The sequence below is a fragment of the Rubritepida flocculans DSM 14296 genome (assembly GCF_000425365.1).
In the GTDB taxonomy this organism is placed as follows: domain Bacteria; phylum Pseudomonadota; class Alphaproteobacteria; order Acetobacterales; family Acetobacteraceae; genus Roseococcus; species Roseococcus flocculans.
In genome coordinates this window covers 61360-74766 of the sequence record NZ_AUDH01000018.1, presented here as the reverse complement: position 1 = coordinate 74766, position 13407 = coordinate 61360, and the positions used below count along the sequence as shown (strand labels likewise).

Annotated in this window: 13 protein-coding genes and 1 pseudogene; 9 read left to right on the top strand and 5 right to left on the bottom strand. The window is 72.5% G+C overall.

The annotated features are described in order from the left end of the window. The 3 genes from H596_RS0113565 to trxB form a co-directional block, all read right to left on the bottom strand. Positions 1-303: IS5 family transposase (locus H596_RS0113565; RefSeq protein ID WP_027285353.1), on the bottom strand; the 303-nt coding region annotated here is incomplete at its 3' end. 328 nt (positions 304-631) lie between these two features. Further along, positions 632-1525: a LysR family transcriptional regulator gene (locus H596_RS0113560; RefSeq protein ID WP_211225281.1), complete on the bottom strand. Its 894-nt coding sequence runs from the start codon at positions 1523-1525 to the stop codon at positions 632-634. Beyond that, on the bottom strand, positions 1525-2538 hold the full coding sequence (trxB, locus tag H596_RS0113555; protein ID WP_051213004.1) for a thioredoxin-disulfide reductase: 1014 nt from the start codon (positions 2536-2538) through the stop codon (positions 1525-1527). Before trxB ends, H596_RS0113560 begins: the two co-directional genes overlap by 1 nt. A 116-nt stretch (positions 2539-2654) precedes the next feature. Between trxB and H596_RS0113550 the strand changes: the two genes are divergently transcribed. The 4 genes and pseudogenes from H596_RS0113550 to H596_RS0113535 all read left to right on the top strand — a co-directional run bounded on the left by H596_RS0113550 (position 2655) and on the right by H596_RS0113535 (position 6190). Then, positions 2655-3095 carry an Lrp/AsnC family transcriptional regulator gene (locus tag H596_RS0113550; protein ID WP_333673510.1) on the top strand — a complete coding sequence of 147 codons (441 nt, stop codon included), beginning with the start codon at positions 2655-2657 and terminating at the stop codon, positions 3093-3095. A 48-nt stretch (positions 3096-3143) separates the two neighbouring features. Continuing rightward, positions 3144-4055 (top strand): annotated as a pseudogene (locus tag H596_RS21565) (transposase); the annotation flags it as partial. Between the two features lie 81 nt (positions 4056-4136). Further along, a complete protein-coding gene (locus tag H596_RS0113540; RefSeq protein ID WP_027285349.1) occupies positions 4137-4811 on the top strand; it encodes an RraA family protein in 675 nt (224 codons plus the stop codon). Positions 4812-4960: 149 nt separating this feature from the next. Beyond that, positions 4961-6190 carry an MFS transporter gene (locus tag H596_RS0113535; RefSeq protein ID WP_027285348.1) on the top strand — a complete coding sequence of 410 codons (1230 nt, stop codon included), beginning with the start codon at positions 4961-4963 and terminating at the stop codon, positions 6188-6190. A 153-nt stretch (positions 6191-6343) separates the two neighbouring features. Here H596_RS0113535 and H596_RS0113530 read toward each other — a convergent pair whose 3' ends face one another. Both H596_RS0113530 and lnt read right to left on the bottom strand, forming a co-directional pair. Next, positions 6344-6793 carry a helix-turn-helix domain-containing protein gene (locus H596_RS0113530; RefSeq protein ID WP_027285347.1) on the bottom strand — a complete coding sequence of 150 codons (450 nt, stop codon included), beginning with the start codon at positions 6791-6793 and terminating at the stop codon, positions 6344-6346. Between the two features lie 198 nt (positions 6794-6991). Continuing rightward, entirely contained in the window at positions 6992-8530 is a 1539-nt protein-coding gene (lnt, locus tag H596_RS21560) for an apolipoprotein N-acyltransferase (protein WP_051213000.1), read from the bottom strand. A gap of 106 nt (positions 8531-8636) precedes the next feature. Between lnt and H596_RS0113520 the strand changes: the two genes are divergently transcribed. The 5 genes from H596_RS0113520 to ybeY all read left to right on the top strand — a co-directional run bounded on the left by H596_RS0113520 (position 8637) and on the right by ybeY (position 13407). Further along, positions 8637-9656, top strand: a complete 1020-nt coding sequence (locus H596_RS0113520) for an NAD(P)/FAD-dependent oxidoreductase (RefSeq protein WP_027285346.1) — start codon at positions 8637-8639, stop codon at positions 9654-9656. Next, the gene (locus H596_RS21555) at positions 9653-10309 is read left to right on the top strand and encodes a DUF938 domain-containing protein (protein WP_051212998.1); all 657 of its coding nucleotides are present in this window, start codon (positions 9653-9655) and stop codon (positions 10307-10309) included. The genes H596_RS0113520 and H596_RS21555 overlap by 4 nt, the downstream gene beginning before the upstream one ends. A gap of 149 nt (positions 10310-10458) precedes the next feature. After that, positions 10459-11856 carry a tRNA (N6-isopentenyl adenosine(37)-C2)-methylthiotransferase MiaB gene (gene miaB / locus H596_RS0113510; RefSeq protein ID WP_027285345.1) on the top strand — a complete coding sequence of 466 codons (1398 nt, stop codon included), beginning with the start codon at positions 10459-10461 and terminating at the stop codon, positions 11854-11856. After that, positions 11853-12914, top strand: a complete 1062-nt coding sequence (locus H596_RS21550; RefSeq protein ID WP_084602789.1) for a PhoH family protein — start codon at positions 11853-11855, stop codon at positions 12912-12914. Before miaB ends, H596_RS21550 begins: the two co-directional genes overlap by 4 nt. Continuing rightward, on the top strand, positions 12898-13407 hold the full coding sequence (gene ybeY, locus H596_RS0113500; protein ID WP_051212996.1) for an rRNA maturation RNase YbeY: 510 nt from the start codon (positions 12898-12900) through the stop codon (positions 13405-13407). The genes H596_RS21550 and ybeY overlap by 17 nt, the downstream gene beginning before the upstream one ends.

Here is a 13407-nt window from a genome sequence, read left to right as displayed (position 1 = left end):
CTTGAGGTGCGTGCTGTCGATCATCAGCCGCTCGGGTGGACCGCCTTCTGCTGCGAGGGCAGCGAAGATGCTGTCGAAGATGCCCATACGGCTCCAGCGGACGAAGCGGTTGTAGAGGGTCTTGTAGGGTCCGTAGGCCGCAGGCGCATCACGCCAGCGCAGGCCGTGGCGGATGACGTAGATGATGCCGCTCAGCACGCGGCGGTCATCCACGCGCGGAATGCCATGGGAAAGCGGAAAATGCGGCGAGAGGCGGCGCATCTGCGCGGGCGAGAGGAGGAAAGGCGGCTTTGCGCTCGGCATGGCGGAACCTCCGCCATGCTCAGAATCATACAGCGCCGCGTCGCGCCAAGCGATTAATGGGTCCTGAGCCTAGGCACCCCCTACGCCGACGGAATAGGTGCGGCCTGAACCTTTGTTTGGATTATAAACCTGCAAAAGAACGCCCGCCGACCCCTCAGGCCGGCGGGCAAGTCATACAGGGAGGCTTCACGTCTGGGAGACGAAGGATCCGAAGACCCTGCCGGCGCTCTCGCACCGGTCAGCCAAGCTTACTCATTTCCTCGCCATGCGCATTTGCCCATTCTTCTGCCCAGTCATGCGCTGGAAGCGGGGCGCGCTTCAGGCTTCGTCAAGCACCCGGATTCGCCAGCTCCGCCACCAGGAAGTCGCGGAAGACCGAGACGCGCTTGGAGGCGCGCATCTCCTCCGGATAGACGAAATAGGCGTTGATCTTGGGCGCCTTCAGCTCGGGCAGCACGGTCAGCAGCCCCTCGAGCTCGGGGCCGATGTAGTCCGGCAGGGCGGCAAGGCCGAGGCCGGACTGCACCGCCTTCAGCATGCCCGTCAGGCTGTTGATCTCCACCGCGCCCCGCCGCGCCTGGCCCGGCTTGCGGCCGATCTCGGCCAGCCAGTTGATGTCCTCCACGGGCGGGCGGTAGTCTCCCCAGACGATCAGCCGGTGCGCGTCCAGATCCTCGGCGCGCTGCGGGATGCCGTGGCGCTTCAGATAGTCGGGGCTGCCCACCACCTTCCAGCCGAAGCTCGCGACATGGCGCTGGATCAGGTCCGGCTGCCGGGGGGCGTGCATGCGGATGGCCACATCCGCCTCGCGCATCGCAAGGTCGAGATCCGCATCGTCCAGGATCACCGAGACATTGATCTCGGGATACATCTCCAGGAAGCGGTGCAGCCGCGGCGCGAGCCAGGTGCTGCCGAAGCCCGTGGTGGTGGTGATCTTGAGCCGCCCCGCCGGCCGCTCCCGCCCCTCGGTCAGCAGCGCCTCGGTCATGGCGAGCTTGGCGAACACCTCGCGCACCGTGCGGTTCAGCGTCTCGCCCGCCTCGGTCAGGATCAGCCCGCGCGCGTGGCGGTGGAAGAGCGGCACCGAGAGCGCCTCCTCCAGCGCCTGGATCTGCCGCGAGACGGCGGATTGCGAGAGGGCCAGCGTCTCCCCCGCATGGGTGAAGGAGCCGGCTTCGGCGACGGCGTGAAAGACCCGGAGCTTGTCCCAATCCAGCGGCATCATGCGGCTTCCTTCGCGGCCGCGTCCTGCGCGGCGAGGTATTTCTCGGCGTCGAGCGCGGCCATGCAGCCGGTGCCCGCGGCGGTGACGGCCTGGCGATAGACCTTGTCGGCCACATCGCCCGCGGCGAAGACGCCCTCGACATTGGTGCGCGTGCCCCCGGGCGTGACGAGGAGATAGCCCGCCTCGTCCATGGCGAGCTGCCCCTTGAACAGCGCGGTGGCCGGATCGTGCCCGATGGCGACGAAGACGCCCTCCACCGGCAGTTCCCGCCGCGCGCCCGTCGTCGCGTCGCGCAGCAGCAGGGCGCGGGCGACGGGGCGCGGCCCCTCCGTGCCCAGCATCGCCTCCGTGACCTGGTTCCACAGGATCGTCACGTTCGGCCGGGCGAAGAGGCGCTGCTGGAGAATCCGTTCGGCGCGCAGCGAGTCGCGGCGATGCACCAGCGTGACATGCCGCGCGAGGTTGGAGAGGTAGAGCGCCTCCTCCACCGCCGAGTTGCCGCCGCCGATCACCGCCACATCCTTGCCGCGGAAGAAGAATCCGTCGCAGGTGGCGCAGGCCGAGACGCCGAAGCCCGAAAGCTCCTTCTCGCCGGGCACGCCGAGCCAGCGCGCCTGGGCGCCGGTGGCGATGATCAGGGCCTCGGCCAGATAGATGTCGCCGCTGTCGCATTCCGCGCGGAAGGGGCGGCGGGAGAGGTCCACCTTGGTCACGAGGTCATAGGCGATGCGCGCGCCCACATGCTCGGCCTGGGCGCGCATCTGCTCCATCAGCCAGGGGCCCTGCACCGCCTCGGCGAAGCCCGGGTAGTTCTCGACATCGGTGGTGATGGTGAGCTGCCCGCCCGGCTGCATGCCGGCGACGACCACGGGCGCGAGCCCCGCGCGCGCGGCATAGATGGCGGCCGTATAGCCGGCGGGGCCCGCCCCGATGATGAGCAGGCGCTGGGTATGGGTGGCGGGCACCGGCGACTCCGATGGCTGATCCGTGCTGGGCGCATATCTGCCCATTCCGCCGCGCGTCACAAGCAGGGCGCTGGACAGGAGGCGTTTCCGCAAGGATATTGCGCGCCATGGCGCCCATGGGCAAGGAAACAACTCATCCCCGCAAGCCGGAGCTCGATGCGATGGATCTGCGGATCCTGGCCGAGCTGCAGGCCGATGGCCGCATCACCAATGTCGAGCTGGCGCAGCGCGTCGGCCTCTCCGCGCCCCCCTGCCTGCGCCGGGTGCGGCGGCTGGAGGAGGCCGGGGTGATCCGCGGCTATCACGCCGAGCTCGACCCGGCCGCGCTCGATTTCGACGTGACCTTCTTCGCGATCGTCGGGCTGGAGAGCCAGAAACAGGCGGTGCTGGACGCCTTCGAGGCGGAGGTGACCGCTTGGCCTGAGGTGCGCGAATGCCACATGATCCGCGGCGGCGGGGATTTCCTGCTGCGCCTCGTGGCGCGCGACACGGCGCACGAGAACGAGTTGACCAGCCGGCTGACCGGGGCGGCGACGGTGCTGCGGGTGCAGACGCTGCAGACCATCCGCACCGCGAAGAACGCGCCCGGCGTGCCGCTCTAGCAGCCTGTCGGTTTCCCGTCTGGCCTGAAATCGGCGAATCTGGCGTGCATGACGCGGTTCATACCGTTCAGCCGCGACCAGGCGTTCCTGCTGCCGCCGGATGCGAAGGACTGGCTTCCGCCGGATGATGTGGCGCATTTTGTGCTGGCGGCGGTGGAGCGGGCGCCGCTCGGCGCCTTTGCCCTGCGTCCGGTTCCCGGCGGCAAGGCGCAGTATCATCCGCGGCTGCTGCTGGGCTTGCTGCTCTACGCTTGCGCCAACGGCATCTTCTCCTCGTGCCGCATCGAGCGCGCGACGCATCGCGACCTAGGCATGCGCGACGCGGCGGCGAAGCTGCATCCTGACCACGACACCATCGCCACCTTCCGCCGGGCCAGCCGTGCTGCCTTCGAGGCGGCCTTCCTGCAGGTGCTGCTGATGGCGCGCGCGAGCGGCCTGCTACGGCTCGGCACGGTGGTGATCGACGGCGCCAAGCTCGACGCCAACGCCTCCAAGATCCGATCCGTGCGCCACCACCGCGCCACGGAACTGCGCGCCAAGCTCGCCGCCGACGAGGCGAAGAGCGGCCGCCGCGGCCGCCCGCCCAAGCCGCCCGAGGACGACCCGCCGCCGAGGCGCCAGTCCCATCTCACCGATCCCGACAGCGCGCTGATGCGCCGCTCCGATGCCCACGAATACCGCCAGGCCTACAACGCCCAGGCCGTGGTCTGCGCCGAGGGCTCGCAACTGATCCTCGCCACCAAGGTGACCGCCTGCCCCTCCGATGCGCCGAGCGTCGCAGCCACCATCCTTGGCATGGAGGCGGGCATCGGCCTGGCGAAGACCGTCCTCGCCGACAGCGGCTTCGCCTCCGCAGAGGCCGTCGCCGCCCTCCAGGCGCGGAAGATCGCACCGCTCGTCGCCATCGGCCGCACCCAGCCGCGCCGGCCGTGCGACTTCCGGCCCCCGCCACAGGGCAGACGCAATCCGACTGGCTGATAGCACCCTTCACGCCGCGCCCCGCCCATGGTGCCATGCGGCCATCCGATCCGGAGGAACACCATGACCATCGGCTTTCGCGTGCGCCCCGTCGCGGCGCGCGTCGCGCCCGCCATCATCGCCCGCGCCGCCAAGATCCCCGTGGCCAACATCGGCGACGTGATGAACCGCATGCAGGCGCTGAGCGGCACCTTCCACCCCTATGGCGGCGTCAAGCGCGTCTGCGGCCCGGCCTTCACCGTGAAGGCGCGCTCGGGCGACAACCTGATGCTGCACCGCGCCGTGGACATGGCCGAGCCGGGAGACATCATCGTCTGCGACGGCAATGGCGACCTCACCGTGGCCCTGATGGGGGATCTGATGCTCGGCCACGCGGCGAAGCGCGGCGTCGCGGGCGTGGTGCTGGACGGCGCGGTGCGCGACGTGGCCTCGCTGGCGAGGATGCAGCTCGGCGTCTGGGCGCGCGGCCACACCCCGGCGGGGCCCTGGAAGGAGGGGCCGGGCGAGATCGGCACGCCCATCGCCTGCGGCGGCCAGGTGGTGATGCCCGGCGACCTGATCTGCTGCGACGAGGACGGGGTGGTGGTGGTCCCGCGCGAGGAGGCGGAGGCCGTGATCGCCGCCGCCGAGCAGCACCAGGCCAAGGAGATCAAGGCCGAGGCCGACATCCAGGCCGGCGCCTGGCCGCGCGGCTGGGTGCCCGAGGCGCTGCGCGCCAAGGGCTGCGAAGGGGCCTGAGGGGTGCCGTGCGCCGCACCGCCGTCATGGCCCTGCATGACCCGGGCGAGTGCGGCGCGGCCGCTGCCGCGGCCCGTCCCTCTCGGCGCCCGCTGCGGCGTGGCGGCGATGTCGTGTAGCCTTCGCGGGCTTCATTTCGGGACATCGCCATGAGCCCCGCCACCCGGCAGATCTGCTTCATCAACGCCGCGCACAGCTTCACCCACTACAGCCTGCTGATCCTGGCCACCGCGAGCCTCGCCATCGTCCAGCAGGATGCGGCGGCCTTCGGCACCGCCTTCGGCCCGGTGCTGGCGCTGGGCACGGCGATGTTCGTCATCTACGGCCTCGGCGCGCTGCCGATGGGCTGGCTCGCCGCGCGCTTCGGGCGCAAGGCGATGATGGCGGCCTTCTTCCTCGGCGGCGGGGCCGCCATGGCGGCGGCGGGCTTCACCCATGGCCCCTGGGGGCTGGCGGCGGCGCTGGCGGTGATGGGCGCCTTCTCGGCCATCTACCACCCCATCGGCACCGCGATCATCGCCGAGGCCGGGGGCGACCGCGTGGGCCGCGCGATGGGCATCAACGGCGTGTTCGGCAATCTCGGCGTGGCGCTGGCGCCCATCGTGACGGCCTTCCTCGCCGCGCAGCTCGGCTGGCGCTGGGCCTTCGTCATCCCGGGCGTGCTGTGCATGGCCATCGGCCTCGCCTATCTGCGCGAGCCCGCCTTCGACGCGCGCAAGGCGGGCGTGCAGACGCGCCCCTTCCCCGCGATCCCGAAGCCGATCGTGCGCCAGGCGGTGGTCTCGCTGCTGCTGATCGCCACCGTCTCGGGCCTCGTGTTCAACGCCTACACGCTGCTGATCCCGAAGCTGATGGAGGAGCGCCTCGCCTCCTCGCCCGAGCTGCTGCCGGTAGTGGGCATGCTCGCCTTCCTCGCCACCATCTGCGGGGGCGTGGCGCAGTACACAGTGGGCCAGATGATCGACCGCATGACGCTGAAGCGCGTGTTCATGCCGCTCGCGGTGGTGCTGGTGCCGGGGCTGCTCGCGCTGTCCTTCCTCGATGGCTGGATGGTGCTGCCGCTGGCGGGGCTGATGGCGGCGGCCATCTTCGGCCAGGTGACGGTGAACGAGACGATGACGGCGCGCTACGTGGCGCCGGAGCTGCGCGCCAAGCTCTATTCCGTGCGCTTCACCGTGGGCTTCCTGGGGGCGGCGCTGGCCTCGCCGCTGGTGGGCTTCCTGCACGGGGCCACGGGGAATCTCGCGCTGGCCATGCTGGTGCTGGCCGGCGTGGCAAGCGTGACGCTGGCCTGCGCCATCTGGTTCCCGAACCGGCCGGAGGAGCTCGATCCCGCGCTGTGGGAGAGGGCCGGGCCGCGCGCCGCCCCGGCGGAGTGATACGGGCGGCATGACATGCCAACCGTATCCGCGCGCAGGGTTGGTGTGGCGGCTGCGCGCCAAAGCAAGGCCATACCAGCGGCCGCACCGACTCTTCAGGAGTCGAGATGAGCGGCCGCTGGTATGATACGGCGGCCGTGACCGCCGGCCGGATCAGTCGGCGGGCGTCATCGCCTTGATGAGGTCGAAGACGCGCCGGCGCACGGCCGGATCCTGGATGCGGTAGTAGGCGCGCACCAGCTCCAGCGTCTCGCGGCGGTGCAGCGTGTCGTCCTCGAAGCCCTCCTGGGCCTCGGCGAAGCCGGCGGCGCGGCGGGCGAAGCCCTGGCTGGCGGCCGGCTGGCCCGGCATGTCGTCGAAGAAGAAGCTGATCGGCACGTCCAGCACGCGCGAGAGGTCGAACAGACGCGAGGCGCCGATGCGGTTCACGCCGCGCTCGTATTTCTGGATCTGCTGGAAGGTGAGGCCGAGCGCCTCGCCCAGCTTCTCCTGGCTCATGCCGAGCAGGGTGCGTCGCAGCCGCACGCGCGAGCCCACATGCACGTCGATCGGGCTCGGCCGATGCTCCCGCTCCGCGCGCTCCTCGCCTTCCGCACCGGCCATCGGCTGCTTCATCGTGATGTCCACCTGTCCCACTCCGCTTTGCCCTGGACCCGGACCTCCCCTTGCGTTCGGCGCCGTCCTGGAGGACGGCTGCGCACACAAGCAAGCGAATACCGGGCGCGGCGGTTTTGCCGGCATCTGTTCCGATGCCCTGAGCCTAGCGCGCCGTCAACGAAGCGTCAATAAGTTAAGTCTGTCTCAATAAAAAGAATCTTCGTTGGGGCGATTTGAACGCATAGGTTGCAATCCGGCGCCCCAGCCCAGGGCCAGCAGCGCCAGCGCCAGCCCCGCGGGCCCCCACACCCCCATGCGCGCGAAGGGGGTGGGCGCCAGCGCCCCGGGCAGGGCGGCCTCCAGCGTCCCCGTCTCGCCGAGCGCCAGCCTCCCGCGCAGCTCACCGCGCGGGCCGAACACGGCTGAAATCCCGGTCTGCGCCGCGCGCACCATGGGCAGCCCTTCCTCCACCGCGCGCAGCCGTGCGGCGGCCAGGTGCTGATAGGGCCCGGCGGAATGGCCGAACCAGGCGTCATTGGTCACGTTGAGCAGCCAGGCCGGCCGCTCCTCGCCCACCACCCGCCCGGGGAAGATCGCCTCGTAGCAGATCAGCGGGCTCACCGGCGGCAGGGCGCCGAGGCGCAGCGTCACCCGCCCCGGCCCGGCGGAGAAATCCCGCCCGCCCGTCACCATGCGAATCGGCAGCAGCCCCCCCAGCGGCATGTATTCGCCGAAGGGCACCAGATGCGCCTTGTCATAGACGGGCCCTGGAATCCCCGCCGAATCCAGGCTGGCGAGGCTGTTCCAGACCTCGCGCAGCCGGCCCGCCTCGTCCCAGGCGGCGCGCACCGTGCCGGCCAGCAGCAGCCCGTTCGGCGGCAGCGCCTCGGCGGCGAGGCGCTGGGCCTCGCGGTCCTCGGTCAGCAGGAAGGGGCTCGCCGTCTCGGGCCAGATGGCGATGATGGGCTGGCCGGGATGGGCCGCCGCCGCCGCCGTCGCGCCCGCGCGGGTCAACTGGAGGTAGCGCAGAAAGATGGGCAGGCGCTGCGCCTCCTCCCATTTCGCCTCCTGGGCGATGTTGCCCTGCACCAGCACCAGCCGCAGGGAGAGATCCTCCGGCCCCGGCTCGCGCAGCCGCCAGGCGCTCGCGGCCATCCACAGCGCCAGCGCCCCGGCCAGGAGCGGGGCCGCCCGCCGCCAGCCCAGCGCCGGCAGGCAGGCGAGCAGCGCCGTCATCAGCGAGAGCCCATGCGCGCCGACCAGCGCCGCCGGCTGCAGCGGCAGCGCGTCGAAGGCCCAGGCGGTGCCGAGCAGGTTCCAGGGGAAGCCCGTGAACAGCACCCCGCGCAGCAGCTCCGCCCCCACCCAGGCGCCCGCGAAGGCCAGCACCCGCGGCCAGCCCGGCCGCGCCGCCCGGGCCGCCAGCGCCGGCAGCGCGCCGAACAGCGCGAGCGGCAGGGCGATCCCGGGCGCGGCCAGCGGCACCAGCCAGAACCAGCGCCCGATGTCGGTGAACAGCGAGTGGGTGACCCAGTAGAGCCCCGTCAGGTGATGGCCGAAGCCGAAGCACACCCCCCACCAGGCCGCCTGCCGCCAGCCCTCGGCGCGCCCGATCAGGGCGAGGAAGGCGGGAAAGCTCAGCAGCAGCACCGGCAGCAGGTGCAGCGGCGGCAGCGCGAGGGTGGTGGCCGCGCCGAGCAGCAGGGCGCAGAGCCCCGGGCGCGCCAGAAGGAAGGCCGGCATGGCGGCGAGAGCTAGCCGCCGGCCCGCCCCCCGTCCATCGCGCCGGCGTGACGGCGCTTGCGCGCCGCTCTGGACGGGGCGCGCGAAGCGCGGCAAGGGCAGCGCCATGAGCGAGACCATCGAGACCGACGTGGCCATCATCGGCGCGGGGCCCTGCGGCCTCTTCGCCGTCTTCGAATGCGGCATGCTGAAGATGCGCTGCGTGGTGGTGGACACGCTGGAGGAGATCGGCGGCCAATGCGCCGCCCTCTATCCCGAGAAGCCCATCTTCGACATTCCCGCCCATCCGCGCATCGAGGGGGCGGCGCTGATCCGCGCGCTGGAGGCCCAGGCCGCGCCCTTCGGGCCGCGCTACCTCCTCGGCCAGCGCGTGGAGGCCCTGGCGCGGGAGGAGGATGGGCGGCTGCGCCTTGCCACCAGCGCCGGCGCCGTCATCCGCGCCCGCGCCGTCATCCTCGCCGCCGGGGCGGGCGCCTTCGGCCCGAACCGCCCGCCGCTCGAGGGGCTCTCGGGCTACGAGGCCTCGGGCGCGGTGCGCTACCTGGTGACGAAGCGCGAGGAGTTCCGCGGCAAGCGCGTGGTGATCGCCGGCGGCGGGGATTCGGCGGTGGACTGGGCGCTCTCGCTCAAGGAGGTGGCGGCCAGGGTCGTCGTCGTGCACCGGCGCGACAAGTTCCGCGCCGCCCCCGAGAGCGCCGCCCAGCTCAAGGCCGCCGCCGAGCGGGGGGAGGTCGAGCTCGCCATCCCCTACCAGCTCCATGCGCTGGAGGGCGACGGGGCGCGCCTCTCCGCCGTGGTCCTCGCCACGCTGAAGGGCGAGACGCGCCGGGTGGAGGCCGATCACCTGCTGGCCTTCTTCGGCCTCTCCATGGAGCTCGGCCCCATCGCCGAATGGGGGCTCGGGCTGGAGCGCAGCCATGTGGCGGTGGACCCCGCCACCTGCGCGACGAACATCGAGGGCGTGCACGCCATCGGCGACATCGCGACCTATCCGGGCAAGCTCAAGCTCATCCTGCAGGGCTTCTCCGAGGCGGCGATGGCCGCGCACGCCATCCATCCGCGCGTCTTCCCGGGCGAGGCGCTGCACTTCGAGTATTCGACGAGCAAGGGCGTGCCGGCGCGGTGAGCACGGACGCGCGCCGCCACGCGCCCGCCGCCGCCCGCAACCGCGAGGCCCTGGCCGCCGCGCTGCGCCCCTTCCTCCCCGCGCGGGGGCTGCTGCTCGAGATCGCCTCGGGCAGCGGCGAGCACGCGCTGCACCTCGCCCAGCGCTTCCCGGACCTGACCGTGCAGCCCTCCGACCCCGATCCGGGGGCGCGGGCGAGCATCGCCGCCTGGCGGGCGCATGCTGGCCCGCCCAACCTGCTGCCGCCGCTCGACCTCGACGCCACGGAGGCGGCGCCCTTCCCGCGGGCCGAGGCGGTGCTCTGCGTGAACATGATCCACATCGCCCCCTGGGCCGCCTGCCTGGGGCTGATCGGGAAATCCGCCGCGGCCCTGCCGCCGGGCGCGCCGCTGCTGCTCTACGGCCCCTTCTTCCGCGCGGGGGTGGAGACGGCCCCCTCCAACCTCGCCTTCGACGCCGATCTGCGCGCCCGCAACCCCGCCTGGGGGGTGCGCGCGCTGGAGGCGGTGGCCGAGGCCGCCGCCCCCGCCTTCGCGCTGGAAGCGGTGGTGGAGATGCCGGCGAACAACCTCACCCTCTGCTTCCGCCGTCTCCGATCCGGGCCGCGGCCGCGCCGGACCGCTGACCGAGAGGATTCACACGCTTTCCCTTGACCGGCGCGGGGCCGTTCTGGAAGCGTGCCGCGCAATGATGATGCGTCAGCGCCCCATGCCGGAACGGGGCCGCGCTTCTTGACCGCGCGGCGCGGGTTCCGCATCTGCCGCTCCTGGCCTGCCCTTCCGGCGGCCGGTGAGGGTTCCCCATGACCGAGACCATGCAGGCCCCCCGCGGGGCGGGCGCGAAGAAGCGCCTGTTCGTGCAGAGCTGGGGCTGCCAGATGAACGTCTATGACAGCCATCGCATGGCCGATGTGCTGGCGCCGCTCGGCTACGCCCCCGTCTCCTCGCCCGAGGGGGCGGACATGGTCATCCTCAACACCTGCCATATCCGCGAGAAAGCCACGGAGAAGCTGTTCTCCGAGCTCGGCCGGCTGCGCGCGCTGAAGGAGGCGCGGCGCGCCGAGGGCGGGCGGATGATCCTGGCGGTGGCCGGCTGCGTCGCCCAGGCCGAGGGCGCCGAGATCACCGCCCGCGCCCCTTATGTGGACCTGGTGCTGGGGCCCCAGAGCTACCACCGCCTGCCCGAGCTTCTGGCGCGCGTCTCCCGCGCCGCCGGCGCCGTGATCGAGACGGAGTTCCCCCCCGAGGACAAGTTCGACCACCTGCCCGAGGCGAGCGCGCCGCAGGGGGTCACGGCCTTCCTCACCATCCAGGAGGGGTGCGACAAGTTCTGCGCCTTCTGCGTGGTGCCCTACACGCGCGGGGCGGAATACTCGCGCCCGGCAGCGGCGGTGCTGGCCGAGGCGCGGCGCCTCGTCGCGGGCGGGGCGCGCGAGGTCACGCTGCTCGGCCAGAACGTGAACGCCTGGCACGGCGAGGGGCCGGAGGGCCGCGCCTGGAACCTCGCGCGGCTGCTCGCGGCGCTGGCCGAGATCCCGGGCCTCGCGCGGCTGCGCTACACCACCTCCCACCCGCGCGACATGGACGCCGCGCTCATCGCCGCGCACCGCGACATCCCGGCCGTCATGCCCTTCCTGCACCTGCCCGTGCAGTCGGGCAGCGACCGGGTGCTGGCCGCGATGAACCGCGGCCACAAGGCCGAGGACTACCTGCGCCTCGTGGACGCGCTGCGGCAGGCGCGGCCCGACATCGCCCTCTCCACCGACATCATCGCCGGCCACCCCGGCGAGACCGAGGCCGACCACCAGGCCACGCTGCGGCTGATCGAGCGCGTGGGCTTCGCCCAGGCCTTCAGCTTCAAGTATTCCGCCCGCCCGGGCACCCCCGCCGCCGCCGCCCCCGGCCAGGTGGAGGAAGCGGTGAAGGACCGCCGCCTCGCCGAGATCCAGGCGCTGCTGCGCGCGCAGCAGGCCGCCTTCAACGCCTCCAAGGCCGGGCAGGAGGTGGAGGTGCTGTTCACCGGCCCCGGCCGCCACCCGGGCCAGCTCGCCGGGCGCAGCCCCTGGCTCCAGCCCGTCCACGCCACCGGCCCCACAGGGCTGATCGGCGCGGTGCGCCGGGTGCGGATCACGGCCGCCCACCCCAACTCTCTCGCCGGAGAGCTCATCCACCCGCCCGACCAGGAGAAACACGCCGCTTGAGCACCGCCCTCGCGCTCCGCGCCCGCGCCGCCGGCCCCTCCGGGCCGCCCTCCTCCGAATCCCGCAGCGTGACGCTGCAGTTCGAGGACAACGCGCTGCTGCCGCTGCTCTGCGGCGAGCACGACAAGCATCTGGCGCGGATCGAGGGGCGATTGGGCGTGCGGCTGGCCTGCCGGGGCAACCGGCTGACCATCTCGGGGGCCGCGGCCCGCACCGAGATGGCCGAGCAGGTGCTGCGCGGCCTCTGGCGGAACCTCGAGCGCGGCGGCGCGATCAGCGGCGCGGAGGTGGAGGCCGCCATCCGCATGGCCGAGGGCGAGGCCGAGGCCGACCCGCGCCTGCCGCTGCAGGACATCCCGCAGATCCGCACCCGCCGCGGGGCCATCGCGCCCCGCACCCCCGCCCAGGCCGCCTACATGGAGGCGCTGGCGCGGCACGAGATGGTGTTCGGCATCGGCCCCGCCGGCACGGGCAAGACCTATCTGGCCGTGGCGCAGGGTGTCGCGCTGCTGCTCGCGCAGCGGGTGGACCGCATCGTGCTCTCTCGCCCCGCCGTGGAGGCGGGCGAGCGGCTGGGCTTCCTGCCCGGCGACATGAAGGAGAAGGTCGACCCCTACCTCCGCCCCCTCTACGACGCGCTGCACGACATGCTGCCGGCCGAGCAGGTGGCGCGGCGCATCGCCGCCGGCGAGATCGAGATCGCCCCGCTCGCCTTCATGCGCGGGCGCACCCTCGCACATTGTTTCGCCATCCTGGACGAGGCGCAGAACACCACCCCCGCGCAGATGAAGATGTTCCTCACCCGCATGGGCGAGGGCACGCGCATGGCCATCACCGGCGATCCCTCGCAGGTGGACCTGCCGGCGGGGGTGACATCGGGGCTGGTGGAGGCCATGTCGGTGCTGCGCGGGGTGCAGGGCATCGGCTTCACCCGCTTCGACGAGCGCGACGTGGTGCGCCACCCGCTGGTCGGGCGCATCGTCGCGGCCTATGGGCAGGCGGAATCGGCCCGGGCGCGCCGCCCGGCCGGGAAGGAGAGCGATGGGTCCGGGAAGTAGTGCGCCCGGTGGCGGGATCGTCGCCGCCGGGCCCGTGGTGGAGGTGGTGTTCGGCGCGCCGGGCTGGCGCGCCGCCCTGCCGCGTGTGGAGGCGCTGGCGCGCCGCTGCGTCGCCGCCGCGCTGGCCGACCAGGGCGCGACCGGCCACGTCACGCTGCTGCTGACCGACGACGCCGACATCCGCCGCCTCAACGCCGGCTTCCGCGGCAAGGAGAAGGCGACCAACGTGCTCTCCTTCCCCGCGCCCTATGGCGCGCTGACGCTGGGTGACCTTGCCGTCTCGCTCGGCGTGCTGCGGCGCGAGGCGGCGGCCGAGGGGCGGGCGCTCGCGGCGCATTTCGCGCATCTCGTGGTGCACGGCACGCTGCACCTGCTGGGCCACGACCATCTCAGCGCCGGCGAGGCGGCGGCGATGGAGCGGGCGGAGGCACGCATCCTGCGCCGGCTCGGCCAGCCCAACCCCTGGCGCCCGCGCTGGCGCCTGGCGGCCTGA

Excerpts from the sequence above, each read along its gene's own strand:
- H596_RS0113520 (WP_027285346.1), top strand. The coding sequence starts at position 8,637 with ATGAGCGAGACCATCGAGACCGACGTGGCCATCATCGGCGCGGGGCCC.
- miaB (WP_027285345.1), top strand. The coding sequence starts at position 10,459 with ATGACCGAGACCATGCAGGCCCCCCGCGGGGCGGGCGCGAAGAAGCGC.
- H596_RS0113560 (WP_211225281.1), bottom strand. The coding sequence starts at position 1,525 with ATGCCGCTGGATTGGGACAAGCTCCGGGTCTTTCACGCCGTCGCCGAA.
- H596_RS0113535 (WP_027285348.1), top strand. The coding sequence starts at position 4,961 with ATGAGCCCCGCCACCCGGCAGATCTGCTTCATCAACGCCGCGCACAGC.
- lnt (WP_051213000.1), bottom strand. The coding sequence starts at position 8,530 with ATGCCGGCCTTCCTTCTGGCGCGCCCGGGGCTCTGCGCCCTGCTGCTC.
- trxB (WP_051213004.1), bottom strand. The coding sequence starts at position 2,538 with ATGGGCAGATATGCGCCCAGCACGGATCAGCCATCGGAGTCGCCGGTG.
- H596_RS0113550 (WP_333673510.1), top strand. The coding sequence starts at position 2,655 with ATGGATCTGCGGATCCTGGCCGAGCTGCAGGCCGATGGCCGCATCACC.
- H596_RS0113540 (WP_027285349.1), top strand. The coding sequence starts at position 4,137 with ATGACCATCGGCTTTCGCGTGCGCCCCGTCGCGGCGCGCGTCGCGCCC.
- ybeY (WP_051212996.1), top strand. The coding sequence starts at position 12,898 with ATGGGTCCGGGAAGTAGTGCGCCCGGTGGCGGGATCGTCGCCGCCGGG.
- H596_RS0113530 (WP_027285347.1), bottom strand. The coding sequence starts at position 6,793 with ATGGCCGGTGCGGAAGGCGAGGAGCGCGCGGAGCGGGAGCATCGGCCG.